The organism is Paenibacillus humicus NBRC 102415 (genome assembly GCF_004000905.1).
Classification (GTDB): domain Bacteria; phylum Bacillota; class Bacilli; order Paenibacillales; family Paenibacillaceae; genus Paenibacillus_O; species Paenibacillus_O humicus.
The window spans coordinates 45,542-70,327 of the sequence record NZ_BIMD01000031.1 but is presented as its reverse complement, the minus strand read 5'-3'; the positions used below and the strand labels follow the sequence as shown (position 1 = coordinate 70,327).

At 57.9% G+C, this 24,786-nt stretch carries 27 protein-coding genes; 5 read left to right on the top strand and 22 right to left on the bottom strand.

Annotated elements, in window-relative coordinates:
• Positions 1-275 precede the first annotated feature (275 nt).
• The 3 genes from PHU01S_RS17530 (at position 276) to PHU01S_RS17520 (ending at position 2,036) form a co-directional block, all read left to right on the top strand.
• The gene (locus PHU01S_RS17530; protein ID WP_127508902.1) at positions 276-821 is read left to right on the top strand and encodes a GNAT family N-acetyltransferase; all 546 of its coding nucleotides are present in this window, start codon (positions 276-278) and stop codon (positions 819-821) included.
• 88 nt (positions 822-909) lie between these two features.
• Complete coding sequence (csaA, locus tag PHU01S_RS17525) at positions 910-1,242, top strand: chaperone CsaA (RefSeq protein ID WP_049868087.1); 333 nt, start codon at positions 910-912, stop codon at positions 1,240-1,242.
• 152 nt (positions 1,243-1,394) lie between these two features.
• A complete protein-coding gene (locus tag PHU01S_RS17520; RefSeq protein ID WP_049868088.1) occupies positions 1,395-2,036 on the top strand; it encodes an HAD family hydrolase in 642 nt (213 codons plus the stop codon).
• 541 nt (positions 2,037-2,577) lie between these two features.
• On the opposite strand, the gene PHU01S_RS17515 is transcribed toward PHU01S_RS17520, so the two are convergent.
• From PHU01S_RS17515 to PHU01S_RS17445, 15 genes are all read right to left on the bottom strand, one after another.
• Positions 2,578-4,143, bottom strand: coding sequence for an AAA family ATPase (locus tag PHU01S_RS17515; protein ID WP_127508890.1), 1,566 nt, complete (start codon positions 4,141-4,143; stop codon positions 2,578-2,580).
• On the bottom strand, positions 4,140-4,688 hold the full coding sequence (locus PHU01S_RS17510) for a hypothetical protein (RefSeq protein ID WP_127508887.1): 549 nt from the start codon (positions 4,686-4,688) through the stop codon (positions 4,140-4,142). Before PHU01S_RS17510 ends, PHU01S_RS17515 begins: the two co-directional genes overlap by 4 nt.
• Entirely contained in the window at positions 4,685-4,930 is a 246-nt protein-coding gene (locus PHU01S_RS17505; protein ID WP_127508884.1) for a hypothetical protein, read from the bottom strand. Before PHU01S_RS17505 ends, PHU01S_RS17510 begins: the two co-directional genes overlap by 4 nt.
• 26 nt (positions 4,931-4,956) lie before the next feature.
• Positions 4,957-6,693, bottom strand: coding sequence for a hypothetical protein (locus PHU01S_RS17500; protein WP_127508881.1), 1,737 nt, complete (start codon positions 6,691-6,693; stop codon positions 4,957-4,959).
• Positions 6,680-7,189, bottom strand: a complete 510-nt coding sequence (locus PHU01S_RS17495; RefSeq protein ID WP_246029267.1) for a hypothetical protein — start codon at positions 7,187-7,189, stop codon at positions 6,680-6,682. The genes PHU01S_RS17500 and PHU01S_RS17495 overlap by 14 nt, the downstream gene beginning before the upstream one ends.
• Positions 7,190-7,418: 229 nt before the next feature.
• The gene (locus PHU01S_RS17490) at positions 7,419-8,252 is read right to left on the bottom strand and encodes an arylamine N-acetyltransferase family protein (RefSeq protein WP_246029266.1); all 834 of its coding nucleotides are present in this window, start codon (positions 8,250-8,252) and stop codon (positions 7,419-7,421) included.
• 111 nt (positions 8,253-8,363) lie between these two features.
• A complete protein-coding gene (locus tag PHU01S_RS17485) occupies positions 8,364-9,596 on the bottom strand; it encodes an acyltransferase family protein (RefSeq protein WP_049868089.1) in 1,233 nt (410 codons plus the stop codon).
• A gap of 150 nt (positions 9,597-9,746) precedes the next feature.
• The gene (locus tag PHU01S_RS17480) at positions 9,747-10,208 is read right to left on the bottom strand and encodes a hypothetical protein (RefSeq protein WP_084781420.1); all 462 of its coding nucleotides are present in this window, start codon (positions 10,206-10,208) and stop codon (positions 9,747-9,749) included.
• A 352-nt stretch (positions 10,209-10,560) separates the two neighbouring features.
• On the bottom strand, positions 10,561-11,295 hold the full coding sequence (locus tag PHU01S_RS17475; RefSeq protein ID WP_048748799.1) for a hypothetical protein: 735 nt from the start codon (positions 11,293-11,295) through the stop codon (positions 10,561-10,563).
• 21 nt (positions 11,296-11,316) lie between these two features.
• Complete coding sequence (locus tag PHU01S_RS17470; protein WP_127508875.1) at positions 11,317-11,988, bottom strand: polymer-forming cytoskeletal protein; 672 nt, start codon at positions 11,986-11,988, stop codon at positions 11,317-11,319.
• Complete coding sequence (locus tag PHU01S_RS17465) at positions 11,972-12,637, bottom strand: YhbD family protein (RefSeq protein ID WP_048748802.1); 666 nt, start codon at positions 12,635-12,637, stop codon at positions 11,972-11,974. The genes PHU01S_RS17470 and PHU01S_RS17465 overlap by 17 nt, the downstream gene beginning before the upstream one ends.
• A gap of 274 nt (positions 12,638-12,911) precedes the next feature.
• On the bottom strand, positions 12,912-13,796 hold the full coding sequence (locus tag PHU01S_RS17460) for a TolB family protein (RefSeq protein ID WP_127508872.1): 885 nt from the start codon (positions 13,794-13,796) through the stop codon (positions 12,912-12,914).
• A 33-nt stretch (positions 13,797-13,829) separates the two neighbouring features.
• Complete coding sequence (locus PHU01S_RS17455) at positions 13,830-14,528, bottom strand: SDR family oxidoreductase (protein WP_127508869.1); 699 nt, start codon at positions 14,526-14,528, stop codon at positions 13,830-13,832.
• Positions 14,529-14,658: 130 nt separating this feature from the next.
• A complete protein-coding gene (locus tag PHU01S_RS17450; RefSeq protein ID WP_127508865.1) occupies positions 14,659-15,108 on the bottom strand; it encodes a VOC family protein in 450 nt (149 codons plus the stop codon).
• Between the two features lie 69 nt (positions 15,109-15,177).
• Entirely contained in the window at positions 15,178-16,254 is a 1,077-nt protein-coding gene (locus PHU01S_RS17445) for a LacI family DNA-binding transcriptional regulator (RefSeq protein ID WP_127508862.1), read from the bottom strand.
• A 248-nt stretch (positions 16,255-16,502) separates the two neighbouring features.
• Here PHU01S_RS17445 and PHU01S_RS17440 point away from each other — a divergent pair, with 248 nt between their 5' ends.
• The gene (locus PHU01S_RS17440) at positions 16,503-17,333 is read left to right on the top strand and encodes a sugar phosphate isomerase/epimerase family protein (protein WP_127508860.1); all 831 of its coding nucleotides are present in this window, start codon (positions 16,503-16,505) and stop codon (positions 17,331-17,333) included.
• Between the two features lie 76 nt (positions 17,334-17,409).
• Here the strand turns inward: PHU01S_RS17440 and PHU01S_RS17435 are convergent, their stop codons facing one another.
• The 4 genes from PHU01S_RS17435 to PHU01S_RS17420 form a co-directional block, all read right to left on the bottom strand.
• A complete protein-coding gene (locus PHU01S_RS17435; RefSeq protein ID WP_021882084.1) occupies positions 17,410-18,060 on the bottom strand; it encodes a hypothetical protein in 651 nt (216 codons plus the stop codon).
• 128 nt (positions 18,061-18,188) lie between these two features.
• The gene (gene bshB2, locus PHU01S_RS17430) at positions 18,189-18,839 is read right to left on the bottom strand and encodes a bacillithiol biosynthesis deacetylase BshB2 (protein ID WP_049869714.1); all 651 of its coding nucleotides are present in this window, start codon (positions 18,837-18,839) and stop codon (positions 18,189-18,191) included.
• 26 nt (positions 18,840-18,865) lie between these two features.
• Positions 18,866-19,210 (bottom strand): YojF family protein, encoded by a 345-nt coding sequence (locus PHU01S_RS17425; RefSeq protein WP_021882082.1) that lies wholly within the window; start codon positions 19,208-19,210, stop codon positions 18,866-18,868.
• A 201-nt stretch (positions 19,211-19,411) separates the two neighbouring features.
• Positions 19,412-20,443, bottom strand: a complete 1,032-nt coding sequence (locus PHU01S_RS17420) for a zinc-dependent alcohol dehydrogenase (protein ID WP_127508857.1) — start codon at positions 20,441-20,443, stop codon at positions 19,412-19,414.
• Between the two features lie 204 nt (positions 20,444-20,647).
• Between PHU01S_RS17420 and PHU01S_RS26920 the strand changes: the two genes are divergently transcribed.
• Positions 20,648-20,782 carry a hypothetical protein gene (locus PHU01S_RS26920; RefSeq protein WP_021881241.1) on the top strand — a complete coding sequence of 45 codons (135 nt, stop codon included), beginning with the start codon at positions 20,648-20,650 and terminating at the stop codon, positions 20,780-20,782.
• Between the two features lie 67 nt (positions 20,783-20,849).
• Here the strand turns inward: PHU01S_RS26920 and PHU01S_RS17415 are convergent, their stop codons facing one another.
• From PHU01S_RS17415 to PHU01S_RS17405, 3 genes are all read right to left on the bottom strand, one after another.
• A complete protein-coding gene (locus tag PHU01S_RS17415) occupies positions 20,850-21,518 on the bottom strand; it encodes a hypothetical protein (protein WP_127508854.1) in 669 nt (222 codons plus the stop codon).
• Positions 21,519-21,773: 255 nt separating this feature from the next.
• Entirely contained in the window at positions 21,774-22,730 is a 957-nt protein-coding gene (locus tag PHU01S_RS17410; protein ID WP_127508851.1) for a metallophosphoesterase family protein, read from the bottom strand.
• 177 nt (positions 22,731-22,907) lie between these two features.
• Entirely contained in the window at positions 22,908-24,677 is a 1,770-nt protein-coding gene (locus PHU01S_RS17405) for a glycoside hydrolase family 35 protein (protein WP_127508847.1), read from the bottom strand.
• Positions 24,678-24,786: the final 109 nt, after the last annotated feature.

Genomic DNA, 24,786 nt, shown 5'->3' with positions numbered 1-24,786 from the left:
CCGGAGTGCAGTCAATGCGGAGTGCAGTCAATGCGGAGTGCAATTAATGTTTGGTGCGATCAATGCGGGGTGCACTCAATGCGGAATGCAATTAATGTTTGGTGCGATCCTATGCGGGGTGCAGTCAATGCGCGATGCAATTTAAAGGGTTGCAACTCTAGCCGAGTGTGTCCCGTCTAGGAAGGAACGGCCGCTTGCAGCGGCCGCGGCAGGCAGGTCCAACCGGATGCCGGTTCCAATTACATGCATATAAAACGGGGGATGGCGGTTTGGTCATGCATTCAGAGGTCATTTTGCGAAAAATCGAAGACAGGGATCTATTCCGCATCTGGGAGCTTGCTTACAAGGACGAGGATCCGGAATGGAAAAAATGGGATGCCCCTTATTATGAGCATAATCCGGTTCCCTACGAAGAATTCCTGAGCGACAAGGACGCTTTCGCGCAGAACCGGTGGGTCATCGAAACGGCCGAATCGGTCATCGGCACAGCCGGCTTTTACTGGGAGCATGAGCCTTCCTTGTGGTCGGAAATGGGCATTGTCATCTATGAACCGCAATACTGGAGCGGAGGCTACGGCACCGAGGCCATCCGCCTGCTCATGAGGGAAATGTTCTCTTCGATGCCGCTAGTGCGTGTCGGTTATACGACCTGGTCCGGCAACAAGCGGATGATCCGTGTCGGCGAAAAGCTCGGCATGACGATGGAGGCACGGCTGCGCAAATGCCGGTACTGGAACGGCGAGTATTACGACTCCATTCGGATGGGCATTCTGCGGGAAGAGTGGGAAGCCATGGAAGCCGCGGCGGCAGCGCGGACTTGAAAGGCCGCCAGGAGCCGTCGATTCCCACAGCCGACGCTTCCCGGCGGAAAGTTGTTGGCATTCAATCGATTGTAAGGAGGCCGAAGGAATGGAAGCTGGTTTGGAGGACTTTTTAAAATTGGACATCCGCATCGGCACGATCCGGACGGCCGAACCTTTTCCCGAGGCGCGCAAGCCGGCGATCAAGCTGACCATTGATTTCGGGGAGCTCGGCCTCAAGCAGTCCTCGGCGCAGATCACAAAGCGTTATGCTCCAGAGGAGCTGATCGGGCGGCAAGTCGCCGCTGTCGTGAACTTCCCGCCGCGGCGCATCGCCGGCTTCCGGTCCGAGGTGCTCGTGCTGGGCGGCTGTCCGGAGGAAGGCGACGTCGTGCTGCTTCGTCCCGACAGCGATGTTCCTTGCGGCACTCCGGTCGCTTAGCGGGCGCCAAGGCCCGTTATATGGAAGCTATGAAGCCTATCAGAGAGACCTCACCAAGCAATGCCAAAATGAGAATCAGAGAAGCCGCCTAACGGCGGAAGACAGGCCTGATTTCCAGCATCAAATATATCCCTATCCGGAGGCGAAGCCGCATGATAAAAGCATTTTTGTTCGACATGGACGGGGTCATCATCGACAGCGAGCCGCTTCACTTCGACGTGGACATCAGAGTGATGGCCTATCTTGGAGCGGAGATTACGCAGACCGAGCTCGAGCCTTATGTGGGCATGACCAATCCCGCCATGTGGAAGGCAATTAAGGAACAGTACGGCTTCCCCCATTCGACCGAGGAGATCATCGACTACCAGCTCAAGGACAAGCTTCAGGAGCTGGACAAGCTGGATATAGAGCCCATCGAAGGCATCCGGGAGCTGCTGGATGAGCTCAGATCCTGTGGAGTCGCAATCGGCCTGGCCTCTTCCTCCCCGCGCGTCTTCATCGAAGCGGTGCTGGGAAAATTCGGCCTGGCCGATTATTTCGGCTGCATCGTCAGCGGCGAGGAAGTCCCACAGGGCAAGCCGGCTCCCGACGTCTACCTGGAAGCGGCGTCCGTGCTAGGCATCCAGCCTGCCGACTGCGTCGTGCTGGAAGACTCGCGCAACGGCGTGAGGGCCGCCAAGGCTGCCGGCATGCGGGCGATCGGCTTCATCAACCCCAACTCCGGCAATCAGGATCTGTCGGAGGCCGACATGACGGTCGACCGGATCGGCGATATCAAGCTCGCGGAGCTTTAAAGGAAGATGTTCCGGACATTGGTTCCGCTATTTTGGCCAAAAGGGCAGAAATACAGATTTATCGGACATTGGTTCCGCTATTCATCTGCTTGAACTCCAAATGAAGGATAAAACAGGCGAATAACGGATCGTATGTCCGATAAACGGAAAAAACCCGATCTGGAGACCATTTAACGAATCGTATGTCCGATTACAGAAGAAAAAGGATGTCCCAAGCTGTTGCCAGCAGAAGGGTCATCCTTTTTTGCTCTCTATCGGCTCTACCTTCAAATCGCGGCCGTGAAGGACCACCAAGCCCTGTCGGTAAGCAGTATTTCAACTCGCCGTCCGACAGCTTGCCCTATCCGATAGGGCAGCCGGACAGTTCAGGCTGCGACGCAGGTCGAGGATACGAGCTCCGCCCGGCTTCAGCATAGGCACGGCATGATGAACCGTGTCGTCCTCCGATCGTCGCCTCCCTCATTGAGAGCAGATCTGAACTAGGCAAAAGCCGCGTTCAGAATATCCTGAAGGCGGCTTTTGGATCACATACAGGGACAAGCTACACGATGACATTGCGCAGCACCTTGCGGCGCTGAACGGAATCGGCGTCGGTCTGATGCTCCTCGAACGGCTTGCCCGCCGGCACCGCGCGCTCGCGTCCCCATTTGCGGATGGAGTCGATCTGCTCGGGGCTTGTCTGAGACAGCGGCACGACATTTTCAAAGAAGCTGATGAACGTCTGTTCCGTAATCGAATCGTCCCCTCTTACAATCGCCTGCTTGACGACATCCCGCACTGCCGCTTCAAGATCAGCCCCGGCGAAGCCGTCCGAGAGCCGGATCAGCCGCTCCATAAGCGCTGGGGACACTTCGGTCTTCAAGCCTTTGCGGATGTAAATTTTGATGATGTCCTCCCGCTCCTTGGGAGTCGGCAGATCGACGAAGAACAGCTCATCGAAGCGGCCGCGGCGCAGCAGCTCCGGCGGGAGCTTGGATACGTCGTTGGCCGTCGCCACGACGAACACGCGCGCCAGGCTCTCCTGCAGCCAGAACAGAAACTGACCGACCATGCGGGTCGAGGTGCCCCCGTCGCTGCCGCCGCCGATCGCGCCGGCCAAGCCCTTTTCAATCTCGTCAATCCATAGGACGCAAGGAGCGACATGGTCGGCCGTCGAGAGGGCTTCCTTCAGCCTGGATTCACTCTGACCCAGATATTGTCCCTGAATCGTGGAAAGGTCCAGCCTGTAAAGAGGCAGATTCCAGAGCGAGGCGATCGCTTTGGCAGAGAGAGACTTGCCGCAGCCCGGCACGCCGACGAGCAGGATGCCGCGCGGAGGGCGAATGCCCCGCTCGCGCAAATCGGCGGTGAGCAGCGGCTCGTTGGCTTCCAGCCACAGCTTCAGCCCCTCCAAGCCTCCGATCTCGTAATCCTCGCGCACCTGCACGCGTTCGATACCGGATATATCCGCAAAAATACGGTCCTTGGCATGCACCAGCTCCTTCAGATCCTCATGGCTGATGGAACCGTTCGCGAGCAGCGTCGCGATGACGTTCTCCGCCTCGATCTGGCTGATTCCCGCCAAAATGGCTGCTGCCTTCTTCTCTTCCTCCGGCCCCCACGAAATCGAGATTTCGCCGCGGTAAGGCGTAATCTGGTCGCGGATCAGAAGCAGCATTTCGTCTTCCGTGGGAGGGGCCAACGTCACCGACATGCCATGGCGCTGCAGCGGCCCCCAGACAGGATCGTTCGTGATGACGATTACGCTGCCGCCCGTTTCCGTGGCCATCATGACAACGTCCTGGACCTGGCGGGAGGTATGGCTGTCATCCTGCAGATCCTGCACTTCGGTGAAGATGAACGTCAGGTTCTGCTGCTGTCCGATTTTCTGGCTCGCGAAGTCAAGCCCCCCGAGCGCGGAGCGGTCGTCGTTGGCCATGCGGCCGGTCACGGTATCGCGGGTTCCTTGGGAGATCGTATGGTAGAAGATCGGGATGGCGAGCTTTTGGGCGAGCCGGGACAGTACGTCCAGCGCTCTCGCCCGCTCGGAGGTCCGGATGGAGATGAACGGAATGCGGGCTTTCAAATAACGTTCCAGCGTTTCCAGACAGCTGTTCATATCATTCATGGCAAAATTACCCTTCTTCGTGAAGTAAAGGAGGCAGCTGTCTGCTGCAGGGCGGCCTGCTGCTCCCGCTTGGCGGATTCAAGCGCCTCCGGATGGTCAAATGTCGTCAGCGGATTGTTGCGGATGATCAGGCGAAGCTTGCCTGTCCAGTCTGTCTTGGCGCTGTCCTCGAGTGAATTCTGGGTCTGCCGGACGACCGTGCCGATCATCTCCTTCAGAGACGCTCCCACCTCGCCGGGCAGCGCCGGAATGGAGGCCAGGCGGTGAAGCAAACCGAAGCGTCTGCGCGCAGCCATCAAGGTCCGGACGAGCTCCGTTTCGGTACCTTGCGCATAGGCGAAATCTCGGGCCATCCGCCTTTGCAGCTCGTCCAGCCGTTCGTTCATCGTATCCGACAGCCTGCGCATGAACCGCTCCGCGACGCCCGGCGTCCACTCCAATCGACCCTGCTCCATCAGGAAGAGCGCTTCCTCGTCCTTCTCTCCCCGTTCGAAGGCTTCCAGACATGCCACCCACTCCGCATAGGTAGACGGCGGCCTCGTCATAACCGGCTGCTCCGACGCTTGATCAGCACCGCCGGCGGCTTGAGATCCCAATCCGGAAACTGGCTGGCGAGAGCCGAATTGACACCGGCCTGCTGCAGCAAGTCCCCGGCGTCCGCGCGCTCCACCGCCTTCAGGGCAGAGCCGGAGACTGGTTCCGGCTTCGGCTGCGCATCCTCGGCCAGCTCATGCGGCCTTGCGTTTTTGCCCCGGTTCAATATAAAGGTCTGTCCTTGCTCGCTCATTCCGTATCGCTCCTTATGCCGCTCGATTATGCTCTCATGACTGCGCGGGCCTTGTCATAATGCGAGTAAGCGTACTGCTCCGCCGATATTCCATCGAGAAACTCCGACACCAAGGAAGCCTTCGCGTCCTCTTCCGCATATTCCAGCCGCCACTCCACCGTATCGGCGAGCGCCGCACGGAGAATCTGCACGCAGCTCTCCTTGAGCTCGACGTAGCCTTCCTCGATGATCTTCCTTTTTTTATCGATCGAGCGTTTGCTCAAGTACCAGAAAAGGGCTCCGGCGACGGTGAACAGCAAGAAAGCCGGCATAAGCGCCGCGACGCCGACAATGCCGATGAAAATAGATGCGCCCAGCGCAATATGATGCATCGGCTTGAGCTTGACGCGGCTCGCATCCTCCCGCATTCTCTGGTCCATGTGGGCTTCCAGCGACTGAAGAAGCTCGGCTTCGTTGGCGCCGTCCATCGTCTGCCCCGACCAGCTGTCGATGGCAAGCCCGATCGTTCCGGGCACGGCGGCCCGGTTCTCCATCGTCATGTCGTCATGCGCCTGGCGAATCCACTCCCTGGACAGAGCGATGGAGAGCTTTTGAGTCGACAGAGAGGCTTGGGATACATCCGGATGCATGGCGAAGTTGGTCAGCAGCTGGGTCAGGCTGACTCGCTGCTCCAGCGTCTTCTCGACACCAAACCGGCTCTGGGCCGCATCCTTGTTGCCCTGCTCCTCGACGATCAGGCTCAGCAGCCGCTCGTCCCGCCTCAGTGGGAGCTCTTCGTCGTCGAAATTGGTCACGAGCTTGTCCAGCATTCCGTCCACCGCATATGCGATGCTCTGGGCTGGAGTCACCTCCTGGCCGAATATTCCGCTGATGTGGCTGTAGACGACCTCATGAAGCTTTGCTCCATGCAGGGAAGAGTCCAGCTGCGGCCAAGTCGGACTGTACTGGCGCAGGAACTTGTACTCATCGGGCTTCGCCGCGACGGGCATTACCTCCAGCGCAGCTTTCCACTGGGCATGCTGCTCTTCCACGAAGCCCGCTTTCTCCGAAAGCTCCGCGATCCAGGCCTCGATCTGCTTGGAAGTCTTCGTCCTTGCGTCGGGGCCGAAGATTCCATTCGTGAACCCGTCGATCAGCACCACGATTTCCCGCTCCAGTTCATGCGGATCCTGCTGGCCGAAATAGCGGTCCAGCCATTCCCGGCTTGCCTTGAACCGGCCGCCGCGACGGGTGACGAGCGCGAAAAACAGCGAGGTTTTCTCGTCGTCCAGGCGCAGCGCCTCCATCATCGCTTTGTCGGCCAGCTCGCGCTTGTCGTTCAGCCACGAGGCCAGCGCGATCAGCGCCGGCGCCAGCCAGTAGCCGGGAGCGGCGAGCATCTGCTCCTCCGTCGCGTTCTCGATCGTCTGGCGCTTGACCAAGGAGGCGTCGACGGCCTTGAGAATGCCTGTCGTCCGGCGTCGGACCTCGTCATAATGGCCGAACTTCGTCTCGAGCTCCTGCCGAACCTTCACAAGGCGAGTCTCGGCCAGCTGCAGGTTCTTGTCGAGCTGATCCTTCAGCACGAAATCCTTGAACTCCTGAATCAGCTGCTCCAGCCGATCCTTGGTGTTCTGAACCTCGGCGTTGACGTTCTGGACTTGGCCGGACACATGAGCGATGTTGCCATCCAGATGCGTGATGGTGCTGTCGAGGCTGGCAAGGCTGCTCTGAATGCGCCGGAGATCAGCCAGGTGGATGATGCGTTCATTATCGGTGCTCACCGCCGCAGCCCCCCTTCGTCACGGCTACCAGGCCGCTGGAGGCTACCGCGATCATGCAATCGGAATAAATCTCTATGAATGCATAGGCGGGATGCATGGCCAGGCTGCGGCCCCTCTCCATTCCGCCGGGCAATGGCTGTCCCCGCTTATAGTGTTCGATGATTTCAAGTCTCGTATCGAGAGTATGCACTTCATACGGCTCTCCAAGATAACATTTCGAAATGATTCCTACCGCGAATTGATGGGGCTTGAGATCGGGAAATTCAGCTGAGATGGCTGCGATTAGGCTGTCGACCTCCCCATGGTTCAGCCGGGCTCCGCCTCCGTCAAGCTGCGTCATGGCCTTGATATAGGCTTCAGAGCGTTTCTCCCTGAGCTTTTTATCCAGGAGCGCGCCTTCCAGCCCTACACCTGTCGCGTACGAGGTTTTCAGATCGGCCGCCGTTTGAAGCGCAGCCTTGGGTTCGACTCTGGCCTGAATCTGGCTTCCATTCAAAATAATAGGCCGCCTCATCCTACATTCCCCATTTCATTCCTATCAATAGAATTCCAACCTTTTCCTGTCGAAACTAGTATAGTAGAACTATTATTTCTATGTAAATACATAGGAAGAAAATAATAGAATTGTCGAAAAGGGGTACAAGCCGCTGCGTGGACGACAAAAAACCGGAGGATCTCTCCTCCGGACCGTCCTTGTATTCCAGGACCCTTGCCTCGCGATATCCCTATAGCTTATGCCGGAGCACGACCCGCTCAACCACCGCTCGGGTCCCGCCGGGCGAGCGTATGCCGAAGCATCTCTCCAGCGCCTCCGCATACTTCTCCTCATCGGCTGGCGTCTCTATCCGAACCGAATCGAGCTCGAAGATGCGGAATTCACCTCCGAGCAGCGTGTTGCGGCCATGCGGAGTCCGAATCGAAGCCTTGTTCTCCTGCCGGAACGGCGAGTCGGGGGCGTGCTCGCACCAGAACGATGCGGCGGCGAAATCCATCGGAAGATGCGGTTCCTCCGCAAAGCTGTACACCCAGTCCCACTCGCCCCGCTTCCGCTCCCAGAGCATCCAGCCGTAGACCTCGTCCCGAGTGAAGCGGTAGGCTTCCGCGTCCTGCTCCTGCACGGTTCCTTCCTGGATGATCAAGGGGTAGATCGGCGACCCGGCGCCTGCGCCGACATCGCACATGTACCGCTGCCCTTCCACTGCGACCTGCAGGATATGATGGCGCCGCTTCGGAGGCAGCGCTCTCTCGTCCCTCCAGAAGCGGCCAAAGTAGCTCGTCACCCGGAAGCCCAGCGCTTGCAGCAGAGCCCCGAACAACGCGTTCTGCTCGAAGCAGTAGCCGCCCCGGCGGCGCCTGACGATCTTGTCGTACAGATCTTGGATCGACAGAGAGATCGGGATGCGGCCCACGACATCCAAGGTTTCGTAAGGAACCGTATGGACATGGCATTTCTGAAGGGCAAAAAGCGTCTCGGCGTTCGCCTCGCGCGAGCCCGAATACCCGATGCGATCCAGATAGGCATCGATCATCGGCTCGGACAGGGGTTCGGCATCCGGCAAAGGCAAAGGCTGCACGTTCAACGATAGCACCTCGATTCGGCGTTTTCCTAGTTGTACCACACCTGGCGCGCAAGTTGAACCCCTTTATGCAGCACACAAAGCCGCTATAATCTATCCAAAAAACACAGAGTCGTCGGCTTTCGCTTTGCGTTTATCCTTCGATGCGGCCATCTTTTTTTCAACCAGGCGAGCTAGTTTCAATGCGCCTTGATCGATATATTTCATATAATAGTGAGACAAAATAAATAAGGGAACCATCGAAACAGTAAACGTAATGGCATAGGCAAGATTATAGCTGAAATGATGAATCACTTTACTGAACATAAACGCGGAGAACGTATTCAGGAAAGTGAAATGAATGAGATAAAGAGAAAATGAAACCTTCCCTAAATAAGCAAGCTTTCCCCACCCAAACAGATGCTGCAGCACTTTTAGACGAAGCAGTGCAAACAAAATAAGGACAGAACCTAGTGTTCGTGCAAGAAGTCGCGGATCGATATTGAATTGAATCCATTCATTGATATATTTAATTCCTATTTCTATCGGTTCGTACATCGTGCCCATTAATGGAGTATAAGGCGCCGAACCTAAGTAAATTCCCAATAAAAGCCCAAGTACCGGCGCTATTTTAGTTTGGACCCATTTGTGCTTGAGCAGATCGGCAAGCAGCATTCCCCACAAAAAAGCGACAAAATAGGTTTGAATCAAAGCAATGGATAAGACCGCATATACGATCCATCTTTTTCTTAGTCGTCCAAATAAAGCAAGAAAACCGAAAATCAAAAAAGAACCTGCCAGCTCATAGCTCATGGTCCAAAGGACTGGATTGTAAGGATGGGCTTCAAACCGGAAAAACGGATCAAAAATAGCGGCCTTCATAACGGTATATGGATTGGTATCCAAAGCGTAATAATTCTTTTTCATATCCGTCCATGTTGTTCCCCCTATTTCTTGGAGATGAAAGGCATTCATAATAAGGGCTACATACACAAGCAATACTGAAACAGCCGCCGGCACAGCTAGCCGAATGTACCTTCGTACGGCGCTGGATTGCAGCATCTTTAGATAGGTATCGCTATCCATTTCTTTTTCAACCATTTTAACGCTGAGCACATAACCGCTCAGCACAAAAAACAGACAAACGGCAAATTGACCGTTAAAAAATAAATTGACGGGAGAATGGCCGTACCAGACATCCCACTTGAAATGAGCCTGCTGCGGTTTTCCATTTAACGCAGCCGGATAAAACACTTGGATGTAGTGCGAAACAACCACGGCAAATGCCGCAAGTCCCCTGATTCCGTCTAAATACAATCGCTTTGTTCCCGATGTCTTTTTGTTCATTTTTCTCCCTTCTTTCACGAATCAAACTATTATAACATGCTAACTGCGTGAGTCCTTTGATACTTTTGTGCACAAATTAAAAAACAATACAGATACAACACGTGTTGTATCTGTATTGCAAGATCATAACGCTATTTTCTTACTTCTATTTCACCACTTAGTGTCAGAACTTTTAAGTACAATTTGCCCTTTTGGTAGACCTGATCCACCGTATATAGTCACTGTATAAGTGCCAGAAGGAACAAGTGGATTACTATCATTATTAATAAATTCTTTTCCTGTTCCATCTGCAGAAATGGTTTCATTAAAGATAACCGTATTCTTGCTATTGTGTTTTACTTCGACTCTAAATGATGCAGTTCCTGTATTTTTTGCATATAGCTTAATATTTGGAGCTCCAATTGTCACACTAAAGCTATTTGTTGGGTCGGTTTTATTTCCTAGTAAATCCCAAGTAAGTGTATCCTTTATTGCATAGGGAGTAATTTCAATAGCCTTATTTCCTTCTTTGGATGCTGTATCTGCATTTGCCAAAACAGCGCTGGAGGCTCCAGTAATAAGTGAAATAGCCAAAGTAGTCGTACCCACAATCTTCAAAAATTTGTTTTTCATTAGTAACCTTCCTTTCCAATTTGGGATTTAATTACAATTTTATTATATGTTATATACTGGATAATGGAATGATCTTCTAGAACTATTTGATTTTTTTCTAATGGTTTATTTTTAAAAAATAAAATTTTCATTATTTAGTCATATAGTATTAAGAAGCGCATTTATCGCTGCATGACAGTTATTAATCAAAGAGACGCAAAAAGAACATACGGGATTCGTATGTTCTTTTTGCGTCTCTTCTTGGGGTTCAAATACGCTCGCCTTGGAGCGGCCTTTCCATTCCTGTACGGTTAGGCATCGCCTATAACGACTCCTTGTTCACACGTCTCTCGCTTGCTTCCAGCGAAAAAGGTCAGACCTTCCGCTGCTCCCCCACCGTAGCGCCGCGCTTCACATCGAGCCGTTCCTTATATTCCACCTGGCCGATGTCGCAGCCTTCCCCGATCGTGATTCGGCTGCCCCGCACGATCCCTGCGCGGGTATGCTCAAGATGAATATCGTCGCCTTCGATGATGGAAGCCTCAAGGACCGCATCCGACGAAGGACGGAAAACGAGGCTGAGCGGACTAATGACGCTTCCGCGAGCGACCTCGATCCTTCCGCCTCCGATTTCCTTGGCCGAGGAGTTCTGGTACAGCTTGATGTCGATGTCCCCGGCGTTCAGCAGGCCGCCGATCGCGAACATCCCTTTAGGCCGGAACCGCTCCGCTCCGCAATCTCCCTCGACTCTCAAGCTGCCGCGCAGGCTGATGTCTCCGGCCTTGAGAGCGCCGCCCACCTCGACATCCCCCGCTCCCGCCAGCTCGCCGATCTCGGCATCCCGTCCGACGATCGCCTTCCCGGTCAGCTTCACCGTTCCGGCGCGCAGAGCTTCCGAGACCCCGTCGCCTACGAGCCGGATGCTCCCCGCGCCGAGACTGCCCTTGATGTCGTACGTGCCGATGCATCTCATCTCGCTGCATGCGATGCCGCCGCTCACGACGGCATCGCCGACGATCCGGACCTTATCGTAGCTGCCTCCCAACGTAGAGGAGGTTCCCGTCAGCTTCAGATTTCCCTGGTAAGGGCTTGCAGAATCCTTATTCACGGCCAATCCCTCCTTTCGGCGCTACAGCCGGGCATTACTTTTCACAACGGAGCCATCCGACAGCTCGAAGCTCTCCTTGTATTCCACCAGGCCGATCTCGCAGCCCGGTCCGATGCGGACGACTGCGCCGCGCACCACTCCGGCCGCCGTGTTCTCCAGGTAGATATGATCGCCTTCGATGACTTGCGCGGTGAGACTGTTCTCCAAGGACATCGGCAGCAGCTTCAGCCACCTTGAAGACGATTTCTCCAGCTCGATGACCTCGATCGTGCCGCCTCCGATCTCGCGGATGCTGCTGCTTCCTTGCAGCATAAGCTTGATCTCGTCTGCATTGAGCGAGTCCATCTGCAGCTTGCCGTTCGAGGCCAGCCTCTCCGCCTCGACGCTCCCGTGGACGGTGACGCTGCCGTTGATCTGAACCGACTCCGCCGCCAAGTTCCCCTCCAGCTTGAGCTTGCCTTCAACCGTGCATCCTTCCGTCCGAAGCGGCCCTTCAATCGTCACCATTCCATTGATGACGGTCTTCCGCGCCTCCACGCCGCCCTTCACCGTCGCCTTGCCGTTCACGACGAATTCCTCTTCGCATGAGAGAGCTCCGTTTATCGTACCCACCCCGTCGATCTGAACCGCTCCAACGTCTCCGCCGGAGGATACGCCGATTCCGGTGATGATCAAATCATTCCTCGTTCCCATTTGAATCCTCCATTCGCCCTTCCTGGGCCGATAGTTTCAGCTTCAGCTCTTCGGTCTTCTTCGCGATCGGGATTCGCAGCGCGATCTTGGCATCCTTCTCCGCATAGAATTCCCGGTCCCCGGACAGAAGCAAGGCAAAAGACATGCCCATTTTGCGCAGCAGCACCAGCTCGCCTTCATACTCCTCCAGCCGGCCAAGATTATCCAGCAGCACGGCCAGCATGGCCTTGCCCTCTTCCAAATGAATCTGTCCTGTCTGTAGGCTGCAGTCGAACACGTACAAAATCAGCATCTGCTGGAAGCTGTACGTATGCGGCGTCCCCAGGTAGGGCTCGCTGTACTCCAGCGCCGTTCGCGAAACAATGTTGCGCGAAAGAAGATCTCCACGGCTCAAATCCACCTCTGCCGGAGCCGGCGAGAACAGATCCGCCATCTCGTCCAGCGACAGGCCTTCCTTCATGTTCATGATCTGACGGATGCGTCCCAGCACTTGCTGGCGGGGGAAAAAGGTTTCCTGCCCTGTAAACGCGGATCTGCGGATAAACCAATCCTCCGGCAGCAGCTGCTTGCGCTTCCACCGGTACAGCTGTCCATAGGAGATGCCGGTCATCTCCAGCAGTTCTTTCTTGGAAATCAAGTCTTCCTCCATGAGGCAGCCTCCCTTGCTGCTAATAACGTAACATAACATTGTTACGTTGTAAATCCGTTTCTAGCCGGAGCGGATCTCCTTCTACAGAAGGAGGCGGGCGGGATCTCGACGGAAAAGCAAAAAAGCTCCGCGATCTCTCGGGCGGAGAGATTAGCGGAACCCGGCTTGACAGGGACAGACAGAACGGTTGAATCTAAATTGAAACGGAACGTTTGGATCTAAATCGGATTGGATCCGGCTGAATCATGAGGATCTGTTTCCAGCATGAGCTTTTTCAGCGCGGCCGGTAGCTCACAAAAGCCAGCTGCCGGCTGTCCGGCGACCAGGAGTTGACGTTCATCGTTCCCTGTCCGCCGAACAGCTCGGCCAGCACCCGGGAAGGACCGCCTGCAATCGGCATGAGGCGAAGCTCCACCTGCTTGTTCGGAGGATGGTCGGCTGGGGCGACATCGCCCTTGCGGTAGGCGATATAGGCGACGGATCGACCGTCCGGCGAGACATGGGGAAACCAGTTGTTGCTTTCCTCATCCGTCATTCTCGTCTGCCCCCCGCCGTCCGCGTCCATCCGCCAGATCTGCATCAGGCCGCTGCGGGTGGAGTTGAACCAGATGTGCCTGCCGTCCGGCGAATATTCCGGCCCGTCGTCCAGTCCGGGCGTATCCGTCAGCCTGGTCTCTACCCCGCCGAGGACGGGAATCGTGTAGATGTCGTACGCATCGTCCCGCTCGGCGCAGTAGGCCAGCGTGCGGCCGTCCGGCGACCAGCCGTGCAGGTAACTCGGCGCCATCGGCGTCACGAGCACCGGCTGTCCGCCCGCCAGCGGAAGGACGTAGATCCGGGATTGCCCGTCCTCCTCGGCATGATGGCTGACGGCGACCTGCGAGTTGTCCGGAGAAAGCACATGGTCGTTGTTGCACCAATCGGCGAAGCCGGAGTCGATCGGAGCGCTTGTCCGGCCTGCCAGATCGAACGAATGCAGCAGGCCGCAGCTGTTGTAGATCAGCCTTTTGCCGTCGGCCGTCCAGTTCGGCGCTTCGATGAGCTCCTCGAATTCGGCCAGCACGGTACGCTCGCCCGTCCCGATATCCAGCGTCTCGAGGATGCTGACGACGCCGCGGTCTTCCTTCAGGCGCGCTCCCTGCCTTCTTCTAGTTTTCATGGCTTTGCGCCTCCGCTCTGCAAAGTGGATGGATCAGATCGGCATTTCCTTGCCTTCGTAATCGACGAAATGGAACTTCGGGTGCAATTCCGCCTTGCGCTCGATCAAGTCCAGAATGCCCGCCGCGCTGCGGCGAGGATCCGTCGGAGCGCTCTCGCCGCCCATATCCGTCCGTATCCAGCCCGGATGCACGCTAAGCACCTGCACGCCGCCCGCGCCGAGCAGGCTGTGCAGCTGCTCGGTAAACATGTTCAGCGCCGCCTTCGTGATGCCGTACGGGTAGTCGCCGGGGTAAGCATGGGTCAAGCTGCCGGCCTCGGAGGAAATGTTGACGATGGAAGCTCTAGGCTGGAGCAGCAGCGGCAGCATATGCTTCACGACGCGCATCGGCCCGTACAGGTTGATGTCGAAGGAATGCTCGACATCCTTCATGTCGAGCTCCTCGATACCCGTGTCGCGAGCCTTCAGCACCGCTGCGTTGTTGACGATGGCGCCGAGCTGCATGCCCTCCCGCTTGAGCGAGGCGGCCAGCTCGGCGATTCCCGCTTCGTCTCTCACGTCGAGACGCACGCTTGCCAGCTTGCCTGGAAAGGCCGCCTCAAGCGCCTGCATCGCCTCGCTCTTGTCCTGCGGCTCGCGCATGCCCGCAAGGACGTAATGGCCGCGCTCCAGCGCTTCGGCCGCCAGCTCCAAGCCGAGTCCCCTTCCGGCTCCCGTAATGAGAATGTTCATGTCCGCGTTCCCTCCTTGGATCGGGCTGAGCTCCTGTCCATCCCTTTGACGAATCCAGTGCTGTCCCGTCAGGCTAAATTCCGTCTATCCATGCCCGCTTCGGGTGCGGACAAGGCCATGCGGCCTTGCTCTAGTCGTTCTCCAGCAGCTCCACGAGCACCTTCAGCTGCGGGATCGTATCGATGTAGGCGTACCGGCCTCCGGTGTACTCGCCCTTCTGCTGCAGCGGGAAGCCCTTGCCCTCCAGTAGCATGATCCTTTCCTTCATCCCTTCGATGACAAAAGCGATATGATGGGGGCCTTCCCCATGCTCATCGAGGTAGTTCCTCCATGTGCTGGGATGCTCGTCCGGCTCGATCAGCTCCAGCTGCAGCGAGCCCATGTCGATGAACGCCAGCTTGGCCCGGGCGGGACTGGGCGCTCCCATGAATTCGGTCTGCGCGGTGTCGGCCGCGTCGGTCAGCATCGCCTCCGGCTTCGGAATGCCGAAGAAATCCGCGTAAGCCTGGCTGACCTTGTCGATATCGTGGACGAGAATTCCAATCTGCGTAATGACGTTGTTTCCAAGCAATCCTGTCATAGGGAGCAGCTTCCTTTCCGGTTTGGGAGTGTGGTCTCTCATGAAAATGTCCTTGTCGATGCCTAGCGGTCAAATCCTCCGGCAGGAATCCCGGATGACGAGGCTGCAGTCCTGCCTGATGGAACGGACGAGGCTGGCGGCCAGACCCTGATTATCCTCGTCCGCATCGGACTGTCCTTGCTCGATCCGGCCGATCAGCGCCGAGGTCAGCCTCTGCAGCATCTCCCCCATGTCGAAGCGGATCGTCGTGAGCGCAGGCTGATGCCGGCTGCTGAGCGGATGGTCGTCGAAGCCGATGACGGACATCCCCTCCGGCACGGCCAGCCCGTGCTCCCGCAGCGCCCGGACAGCTCCGAACGCTGCGCTGTCATTGGCCGCAATCAGGGCGGTGGGCAGCGGTCCGCCCGCCTGGAGCAGATGCTGCGCGGCCGCATATCCGCCGCTTTCGCTGAAGCTTCCGGGCAGCACCCACTCGGGACGGACGGTCAGGCCGTTGTTCCGCATGGCGTCCCGGTAGCCTTCGTACTTCTGCGGACCGGACAGCCGGTTCATATCGCCGTTGATGAGAGCGATATTCCGGTGGCCGAGCTTCTGCAAATACGAGACCGCCTGCTCCATGCCGAGCGCGTTGTTGAACTCCGCCGTCAGCCGGCCCGGCTGCTGCCGGCCGTCCTGCACCTGATCCACGATTCCGATCGTGAAGCCCTCCGCCGCCAGCTCGTCCAGGAATGGCTCCCGAATCGCCGCTCCGATGAAGATGCCGCCGTCGATCCGGCGCTGAAAGAATATTTCCTTGACCCTGCGGAGCGTGACCGTATCGGCGGGATCCCGGATAATATGGGTCAGCACGAAGTACCCGAGGGACGAAGCATGCTCGATGACGCTCACGATGAGCATATTGGTCAGCGTGTCGCTCGCGACCGTGCCGGGCTCGATCAGGAACAGCCCGATCGTGCGGGAGCTCTTGCCGGCCAGCATCTGGGCGGAAGCGTTCGGGAAATAGTTATGCTCCCGAATGACCTCCATGACCTTCTCCCGCGTATGGGCGGGGACGTTGGAGTAATTGTTGATGACCCTGCTCACGGTACTGCGGGACACCCCGGCCAGCCGCGCGATTTCAACGCTGTTGATATCGGTCTTTTTCATCCGGCTGTCAGCTCCCTTCAGCATGAACACGCGTTTACACCTATCACTATACGCAGGATGGAAAGCGCTGTCAACTTCGGGAACAGAGCAAATAAAGAAGATTGATCATAATCAAAATCCGTATGAACACGCGTTCACACTATGGTATACTGTAGGATGAAAACGCTAGCACTAGTGCTCGGAAAACGATGACGGCCGGAATGTCAGACCGACTCGACAAACGATGCAAGCAAAGGAAGGGATCGCGAATGAGATTAGGCGGACAAGTGTTTCTGGAGCAGATGAACCCGGAGAGCTGGTCGGAGGCGATGGCGGAAGCGGGATTCCGAGCCGCCCCCTGCCCGGTGGACGGCAAAGACCTTGCCGAGGTAGACGATTATGTGAAGGCTGCGGGCAGGCGCGACATTCTCATCTCCGAGGTGGGCGCCTGGAGCAATCCGATCAGCCGGGATGAGGAGACGCGGAGCCGGGCGGTCGCTTATTGCATCGAGCGGCTGAAGCTTGCGGAGCATATCGGCGCGGGCTGCTGCGTCAACATCGCCGGATCGCGCGGCGCGCAATGGGACGGCCCCGATCCGGACAACTTCAGCAGCGAGACGTTCGAGCTGATCGTCGAGACGACCCGCCGCATCATCGACGCCGTGAAGCCGGAGCGGACCGTATTCGCCCTGGAGATGATGCCCTGGGTATTCCCGGACTCCGCGGATTCCTATCTCGATCTGATCCGGGCGATCGACCGCCCCGGATTCGGCGTGCATTTCGATCCGGTCAACATCATTTCCAGCCCTCGCGCCTATTACCGGAACGGGGAGCTGATCGAGGACTTCTTCCGCAAGCTGGGACCTCATATCCGCAATTGCCATGCCAAGGATATCCGGCTCGGCAGCAAGCTGACCGTGCATCTGGACGAGGTCATCCCGGGCACGGGAGCGCTGGACTACCGGATCTTCCTGGCGGAGCTGAACAAGCTTCATCCCGATACGACGCTGATCATCGAGCATCTGTCGACCAACGAGGATTATCGGCAGGCAGCCGCCTATATCCGCGGCGTGGCCGCGGAGCTCGGGATCCGGCTCTGAGCAGCGCGAAAAAAAACCGCCCCGTTCGATGGGGCGGGTTTTTGACGTATCTGGACGGCCATCGCATTGCAGCCGATCAGCCGTTTTTCATCGCGTCGGGATATACGACCGTGTTGAACACTTCGCCCGATGCCTGGTCCTGAATATGGACGGTGACCTTCGTCTTGTCCGCAGCCGTTCCGCTGTACACTTGATAAAGCATGGACGGCAAAGCGACGCCAAGAGCGGCGAATGCGTCGAAGCTCCCTTCGTAGGCGGCCTTGTCCACGACGAGCGTGTACTCCGTGAAGGAATCGTTATGCTCGATATCCTTGACCGAGGCGAAGTCCTTGCCGCTCTTCAGCTCCTCGATGCCCTCCAGCAGGTTGTCCTTCATGCTGCCGATCATCTTGCCGTAGACATCCTTGGTCATTTTGTAGGTCACGGAGCCGTCTTCGTTCTTAGTCGCTTCCTTGACGCCGTCTTCCTTCGCCTTCGCGATGACGGCGTCCAGATCCTGCCCCTCCAGCATGGACGCCGGAATCGTGATTTCATTATGGAAAAGTCCCTTGTCGACCTCGACCTTGCCTGCGTCCTTCCCGGCGTCGCCGTCCGCAGCCGGTGTCACCGAAGCCGCCGGCGCGGATGCTTGCGGCCCAGTGGACGCAGCCGGATCATTTTTGCCGCCGCAGGCGGAGAGCGTCAAGCTAAGCGCAACCACGGCGCCGATGAAGAGTTGTTTGTTCATGCTTTCTTTTTACCCCCTGAGTTCGAGCTTCTTCTGGAAAGGATTGAAATTCCTTCCTCCTTCCACTTATCGGCTGGCCGAGAGCAAAAGAATAGAGACCGCCCTGAAAAGGACGGTCTCTGCTGCCGTTATTCAAATCGGTACGTCCAGAACCTCTCCGTGCCAAAGCGTTCCCGGACTTCGCGGGACGGCTTCTTGTCATCCAGCCCCGGAACCTGGAACTGGGAGCGATGCGCCTGAATGGAGCCGATCTTCTGCTTCAAATAGTCGCCCACATCGAATTGGGTGTCCGGCATGCCGATGGCCAGCTGATGATCTCTCGCGAAAGCCATGCAGTACACGACGGGCCGATCCTTCTCCGGAAGGCCTCCGATGACGCGCACGACGGCTGCGCCGGTCGCGTCGTGATCCGGATGCACGCTGTAGCCCGGGTAGAAGGTGAATACGATATCCGGCTTCAGCTCCTGCAGAATGGCGCCGATGCTGCCGTCCAGCAGCTCCCGCTCCTCGAACTCGATCGTCTTGTCGTGGAAGCCGAGCAGGCGCAGATCCTGGATGCCGATGATGCGGCACGAAGCCTCCAGCTCCAGCTTGCGCACCTGAGGCAGCGTAACCCGGTTCGCAAATGGCGGAATGCCCATTGTACGCGCCATTTCACCGAGCGTCAGGCAGGCGTAGGTGACCTCGGCGCCTTCCCGGATCATTTTGGCCAGCGTGCCCGACAGACCGAAGCATTCGTCATCGGGGTGAGGGAGCACGACTAGTATACGTTTGTTCATACCGGACTCTCCTTTCTCCGCCGTCATCAGAACGGCTCCCGGCTCAGCTGCAGCGCCACGACCAGCTTGCCCGCGCTGTCATGGCCGGCCATGATCAGCCGCTCCGGCTCGGTCTCTTCGTAATGGGTCAGTCCTTCGGAGTACACCCATCCCCGCTCCATCTTCAGGCCGACCCGGAAGGGCCCGACACCCGAAATCGAGCCCTGCGAATATTGAATGGAGGCATTGCTGATGAAGGTCGCCGCCGGGTGTTTCGAGCTATCGTTATGGGACGCGTAAGCGCCCGTCGTCATTTCAAGGTGAAGATAAATGTCCTGATCCTTCAACTGGTCGATGCGGCGCTGAACTTCAAGCGCGTTGATGAGCTGCATCCTGGTCCCTCCTTATTCCTAATCAAGCTGGCGTCCCGCTAGGAGGCAGGACGGCCAAGGTCTGCTGTTCATTGTTCTGTAGAAAGAAAGATACGCCCATCCAGAGGAAAATGCAAGTAATCTCCTTGGATTATCCGTATTTATATGAATGCTATTCCGAAAGCGTCCGTCTTTGGCATCCCTTCGTCCCCTCTATGGAAACTAGATCCTGCCAGCTCCGCTGCCGCCGCCGTTCACGACGACCGATTTCATGAGTCCTCCGGACGCCTCGAACACCTGGCCGAATCGCTGCGGAATGTCTTCCAGGCCAAATCGATGCGTCACGATTCGGATCGGGTCGATCTCGCCGCGCACCATCAGCTTCTGCACTTCCTCGCCGTCCGTCATGCCGGAATACAGCGAGCCGACGATCGTATAATGCCTGTGGATAAGGTCGCTGGAATCAAACGTTACCCGCGCATGCTCGCCTATCGCCACGATCGTGCCGCGCATGGCGAGCGCCCGGAAAGCAAGCTCATAGCTGGAGCTTCTGCCCGAGCATTCCACGACATAGTCGAGCCCATGGCCCCCGGTAAAGTCCCGCAGCTCCGCATCCAGGCCGTGATCGCCGGCGGCCGGATCAAGAGCGAGCTCGGCGCCCATCGCGATGGCATACTGGCGCCTCTCCGCGATGGGATCCACCGCCGCCACCCGCGCGCCGCGCTGGACAGCGAGGCCGATGGCCGCCAGCCCGATCGGGCCGCAGCCGGTGACGGCCGCCCAGTCGCCCGGTCCCATCGATGTTCTCGCCAGAGCCGAATAAGGCGTTCCCCAGTTGTCGAAGAGGAGCGCTCCTTGCTCGTAGCTGAGCGACGGGTCCAGCAGCAGGCAGTTGCGCTCCGGCACGGCGATGCGCTCGGAGAAGCCGAAACCCATATGCTCCACTGTATTCGGACAGCGGATGAAGGCTCCCTCCAGGCATGCCGGGCATTCCCCGCAGCCTTTCACATTGTTGACCGCGACGCGGTCTCCCGGCTGCAGCGAGCGGACGCCAGGGCCGACTGCCGTCACGAGACCGGCAACCTCATGGCCGGCGACGTATTCGGAATGCCTCTCGACATTCCAGAACCATTTATCCGAGCCGCAGATGCCGCATGCCCGCACCTCGACGATGACCTCGCCGGCTCCAGCGGCCGGTTCAGGCACATCCACGACCCGCAGATCCTGCGGGCCGAATGCTTGTACTTGTTTCATCGTGCCGAATCCTCCGATCCCTGCTCTGGCTGCAAAACCTCTCCTTCTACCCTACCACAACTAGGCGGCTTGGGGAAAATGGCGCTGGCGAATGTCCGTCCGGTCCGGCTTCGATTACTCAAGAAACCGTTAGTCCCCTATTCTCACCTCTTCCGAGATGATAAAATGAATCCAACTATTTCCATATATAGGGAGGCGATTCGATTGAATGTGTTTATTTTCGCTGCTCTCATCGTGCTCATTCTCGGTGTCATAAGCATCGATTCCCAGTTAAGACTGCTGAACAGCAAGTGGGATCGCTGGCAGAAGGAGCAAAGGCGCAGCAAGGAGGATACGTAGAGAGCCCGAATTGAAAATAGACCGCCTGGGGGCGGTCTGGACATGGATAAAGCGCGTTGCAGGAAGGTCAAAACCGAATCATCGTGCCCGCTGCTGACACCCGGCCCCATCCGGACGGAAGCAGAACCGGCCGGAAGGCCTCCATGCCTTCCGCGTTTCCGGCTTCCGCTATTCGGCGTTCGGCCTCTCCAGCCTGCTGGAGGGATCGGATCCGTCGATTCAAATCGGCATGGGGAGGCAGCTTCAGCAGCTCCGGATCCCGGGTGAATTCAGCGGTAACCTCCAACGTAAACGAGCTGGTGAAGGAGCCGCAGGTTCCGTTCTTGTACTCCATTTCCATGAGCATGACCGGGTGGGTCCCCGTCCGATGCGGCATGATTTCCAGCTCTACCAAAATGCTTTTATATTCTTTGTGGTAAATATCTCCGGCATGGATAATTTTTTCGCCGAAAATATCCTCCGCGGCAAAGCCTGTAATGCCGTCAAACCGGATGTAATCCGAGGGCTGGAGCGTCAGCTTCACTTTGCGTGCGGCAATCGCAAGCCGGCTTTGGAGCTCCTCCCGGAACAGGTCGGAAGCCTGCATGTCATGGGCGACGGGATCTTTCACCTTCTCCGAGGCCGGCTGACCGCTTGCGGCTCCTTGAGCTTCTAGGATCAGTTGAACTTTCTCTGCTCCGTCCGCCGGCAAGTATGGACGGCTCCATGCGTATGTAAAGGTTACGGTTGGAATCATAAAAAATGATGTCCTCCTCGAGTATGTACGAATCCCTGCAAGATAAAAACGCCGCTTATAGAGAATTGGTATGCGAACATATGTTCGAAAGGAGAAAAAAAGTCCCGAAATGGGGACTTTTAGTCTAGGACATCGCCGTTTCAATGATAAAAGGGCCGTATTACCCGGGAATACCCCTCTATAGCCGCATGACAGAAACCTAAAAGAATCGTTGCTCTGAAGAGGCCCTAAAAGGAGTTCAAGCGGTTGAAGCCCTTATAAATTCAAATGCTGCGGGCTGGCGTCATCCAGGGCCTCGCTCGCCCTCTGCCGTTCGACTGTCCCATCCTCCAGCCGCAGCCAGGACTCGAACTCCCGGCTTCCCTCCGTCAGCCGAATGACGCGGGCTCCGCGCTGGAAGCCCTCCCGGCCATAGGTGGCATAACCCGACGCCCGTCCGTAGGAGAGGCGGATGCCGAGCCATTCGCCCGAGTAGTCATTGATGTGGTCATGGCCGCAAAAGGTTCCGATCACGTCGCCGGCCTCCGCCATCGCGGCGAAAAAGCCGCCGTTCACCTCGGCGCAGCATACCCGCTCATGCTTGTTGCCCGAGCAGGAGCCGGACTCCCAGGCCGCGTTGTACTCCGGCAGAGGAATGTGGAAGAAGGCCAGCGACGGCAAAGGCTCGCCCCCGCCGAGCTTCCTATGCTCCGCCGAGCGGGACAGGTACCATTCCGTCTGGTCCCGGCCGATCCAGCCGTAGCCGGGAATCCGATCGACGCGGGAGTAATCGCCGCTGTCCAGGAAGTACAGCGACGCGGCGGGCTTGCCGTCAACGCCTAACACGGCATGGTCGTAATTGCCCCAGCCGCCGATGCCCGGCTCATGACCCGTGACGCTGCCGCCGGCAGCCATCAGCTCCCGCAGCACCGCCTCGCGGCTGACGCCGCAGCCTTCCTCGGCGTCATGGTTGCCGAGCACCGCAGCCCAGGGAATGCCGCTCTCCGCCGCAGCGGAGACGACTTCGCGCACCGAGCTCAGCGGGTCTCGGCAATGCAGGCTGAAGATCAGATCGCCCGTGAAGACGATGAGATCCGGCCGCTCCGCCTTGAGCACCCTTTCCATCAAGGAACGGGTCAGCTGATCCTCAGCCTCTCCATTTTGCCAATGAGTATCCGTGAATTGAACGATCTTGAACGTGCCGTCCTTGCGGAACCGCAAGCTGCTGCCCATCTCCGCCAACCTCCTTCATCTCATTCCCACAAGCTTCAATGCGCTCCGAGCGCATGATTCCTACCGTATGGCTTTCGGCGGCCATGGCGCCTTTTCCTCCCGCCGTCTTGACCGGCAGTACGATGAACGAGATGGCATGCCTTGCTTGCCCTGCACGATCGGCCCTGCTTGTCCGGCCTAGATCTGCAGTACGGGACGATCCTGGAGCTCGACCTCCGCGGCGGCGGCGCCATGCAGCTCGAAAAGCACCAGCTCGTTGCGGCCGGACTTCAGGAGCGGAGCCGGGATATACAGCGTCCCCTGCGGACCGATCTCCCAGTAGCGGCCCAGATTGAAGCCGTTGATGCAGGCGACGCCTTTGGTCCAGCCTTTCACGTTCAGGAACGTATCCGCCGGCTCTCCCTCCACCTCGAACCCACCGCGGTAGAAGGCCGGCTCGTTCGCAGAGGCTTCAACGGCGGCATCCGCGCCGGACGGCCCGTAACTGATTCCGGACAGATCCTCCAGCGGCAGCGAACGGATCGTCCATCCGTACAGAAACTGCTGGCCGAAGCGGATGCCCTCGGTGACGCCTTTCGGATCCTTGAGCAGCGGACCGTAGTTGATGCGGCCCATATTTTCCACGAGCAGGCTTACGGTCACGCCTCCCTCGGGCACGGAGAAGCTCACCTCCCGCTCCGGATTCCAGCGCTCCAGCGTCCCCTTGTACTCGCCGTCCACGAACACCATCGCTCGGTCCCGCACCTCCTGCGCCGTCAGGCGGCTCTCTCCCCGCGGTCCGGACAGATGCGTCGTGTACAAAATGAAGCCGTAATTCTGCCCAAGCTGCTCCATCGTCTCGGGGCAGGCGCGTGTCACCGGGGCGGAAAGGCTGTCCAGGACGGAGAACAGCGGCGCCCGCTCCGTCAGGCTCACCTTGCCGTAGCCCTTGCTCGGGATAGGCTCCGGCAGCTCCAGCGGACCAAGCTCCGCGTACTTGCCGATCACCTCGCGCACCGCATGGAACTTATCCGTGATCTCCCCCGATTCGCTCACGAGGACATCGTAGTCATAGCTCGTGATCGTCGGCTCGAACTTCTCGCCGTGGTTGGCCCCGCTGTAGAAGCCGAAGTTCGTGCCGCCGTGGAACATGTAGAAGTTGACCGAAGCTCCGGCGGCCAGCATTTCATCCAGCACCTGTGCCGTGTCGGCGGCGTCGCGGGTATGATGCTCCTCGCCCCAGTGGTCGAACCAGCCGTTCCAATACTCCATGCACATGAGCGGCTGATCCGGCTGCGCCTTCAGCAGATCTCCGAACGCCTCGTCCGGGCGCGAGCCGAAGTTGACCGTCTCCCATACCCCGTCCACCATGCCGCCCTGCAGCATGAAGTCGCAGGGACCGTCGGAGGTGAACAGCAGCACGTCCACCCCGCGGTTGATCAAGCCATCCCGCAGATGAGCCAAGTATTCCTTGTCGTTGCCGTAGCTTCCGTATTCATTTTCAATCTGCATCGCGATGACCGGCCCGCCGTTCGTCGTCAGCAGAGGCACCAGCCTGGGGATCAGCTCGTCGTAATAGGCGTCTACCTTGTCCAGAAAAGGCTTGTAGGCGCAGCGCAGCCGCATGTTCCCGTCCTTCAGCAGCCAGGCGGGCATGCCCCCGAACTCCCATTCCGCGCAAATATAAGGACTCGGCCTGACAATGACATGCAGTCCGAGCTCTCCCGCCGTCCGGATATAGCGCTCGATGTCCGCCAGACCGTCGAAGTTGAACCGGCCCTCTACGGCCTCATGCAGATTCCACGGCACATACGTTTCCACCGTGTTGAAGCCTGCCGCCTTCAGCTTCAGCAGCCGGTCCCTCCAATACTCCGGCACCACGCGGAAGTAATGGATCGCGCCGGAAAGGATGCGGATCTCCTGATTTCCCAGCATCAGCTTGGGACCTTGAATGGTCAGACGGGTCATACGGACAGCTCCTCCTTGGGATGGACTTCTGGCGATGCTTCGGCAGCCCGCGCCATGTCCGGTTCTTTCCCTTATCGTATCGGGCTGGGAGCGACTTCAACAATGCACA

Excerpts from the sequence above, each read along its gene's own strand:
- PHU01S_RS17470 (WP_127508875.1), bottom strand. The coding sequence starts at position 11,988 with ATGGGAACGAGGAATGATTTGATCATCACCGGAATCGGCGTATCCTCC.
- PHU01S_RS17455 (WP_127508869.1), bottom strand. The coding sequence starts at position 14,528 with ATGAACATTCTCATTACGGGAGCCGGAAGGGGACTCGGCTTGGAGCTG.
- PHU01S_RS17485 (WP_049868089.1), bottom strand. The coding sequence starts at position 9,596 with ATGAACAAAAAGACATCGGGAACAAAGCGATTGTATTTAGACGGAATC.
- PHU01S_RS17520 (WP_049868088.1), top strand. The coding sequence starts at position 1,395 with ATGATAAAAGCATTTTTGTTCGACATGGACGGGGTCATCATCGACAGC.
- PHU01S_RS17450 (WP_127508865.1), bottom strand. The coding sequence starts at position 15,108 with ATGACAGGATTGCTTGGAAACAACGTCATTACGCAGATTGGAATTCTC.
- PHU01S_RS17440 (WP_127508860.1), top strand. The coding sequence starts at position 16,503 with ATGAGATTAGGCGGACAAGTGTTTCTGGAGCAGATGAACCCGGAGAGC.
- PHU01S_RS17510 (WP_127508887.1), bottom strand. The coding sequence starts at position 4,688 with ATGACGAGGCCGCCGTCTACCTATGCGGAGTGGGTGGCATGTCTGGAA.
- PHU01S_RS17530 (WP_127508902.1), top strand. The coding sequence starts at position 276 with ATGCATTCAGAGGTCATTTTGCGAAAAATCGAAGACAGGGATCTATTC.
- PHU01S_RS17435 (WP_021882084.1), bottom strand. The coding sequence starts at position 18,060 with ATGAACAAACAACTCTTCATCGGCGCCGTGGTTGCGCTTAGCTTGACG.
- PHU01S_RS17460 (WP_127508872.1), bottom strand. The coding sequence starts at position 13,796 with ATGAAAACTAGAAGAAGGCAGGGAGCGCGCCTGAAGGAAGACCGCGGC.
- PHU01S_RS17405 (WP_127508847.1), bottom strand. The coding sequence starts at position 24,677 with ATGACCCGTCTGACCATTCAAGGTCCCAAGCTGATGCTGGGAAATCAG.
- PHU01S_RS17465 (WP_048748802.1), bottom strand. The coding sequence starts at position 12,637 with ATGGAGGAAGACTTGATTTCCAAGAAAGAACTGCTGGAGATGACCGGC.
- PHU01S_RS17425 (WP_021882082.1), bottom strand. The coding sequence starts at position 19,210 with ATGCAGCTCATCAACGCGCTTGAAGTTCAGCGCCGCATCGACCAGTTG.
- PHU01S_RS17480 (WP_084781420.1), bottom strand. The coding sequence starts at position 10,208 with ATGAAAAACAAATTTTTGAAGATTGTGGGTACGACTACTTTGGCTATT.
- bshB2 (WP_049869714.1), bottom strand. The coding sequence starts at position 18,839 with ATGAACAAACGTATACTAGTCGTGCTCCCTCACCCCGATGACGAATGC.
- csaA (WP_049868087.1), top strand. The coding sequence starts at position 910 with ATGGAAGCTGGTTTGGAGGACTTTTTAAAATTGGACATCCGCATCGGC.
- PHU01S_RS17410 (WP_127508851.1), bottom strand. The coding sequence starts at position 22,730 with ATGGGCAGCAGCTTGCGGTTCCGCAAGGACGGCACGTTCAAGATCGTT.
- PHU01S_RS17445 (WP_127508862.1), bottom strand. The coding sequence starts at position 16,254 with ATGAAAAAGACCGATATCAACAGCGTTGAAATCGCGCGGCTGGCCGGG.
- PHU01S_RS17515 (WP_127508890.1), bottom strand. The coding sequence starts at position 4,143 with ATGAATGATATGAACAGCTGTCTGGAAACGCTGGAACGTTATTTGAAA.
- PHU01S_RS17505 (WP_127508884.1), bottom strand. The coding sequence starts at position 4,930 with ATGAGCGAGCAAGGACAGACCTTTATATTGAACCGGGGCAAAAACGCA.
- PHU01S_RS17415 (WP_127508854.1), bottom strand. The coding sequence starts at position 21,518 with ATGATTCCAACCGTAACCTTTACATACGCATGGAGCCGTCCATACTTG.
- PHU01S_RS17420 (WP_127508857.1), bottom strand. The coding sequence starts at position 20,443 with ATGAAACAAGTACAAGCATTCGGCCCGCAGGATCTGCGGGTCGTGGAT.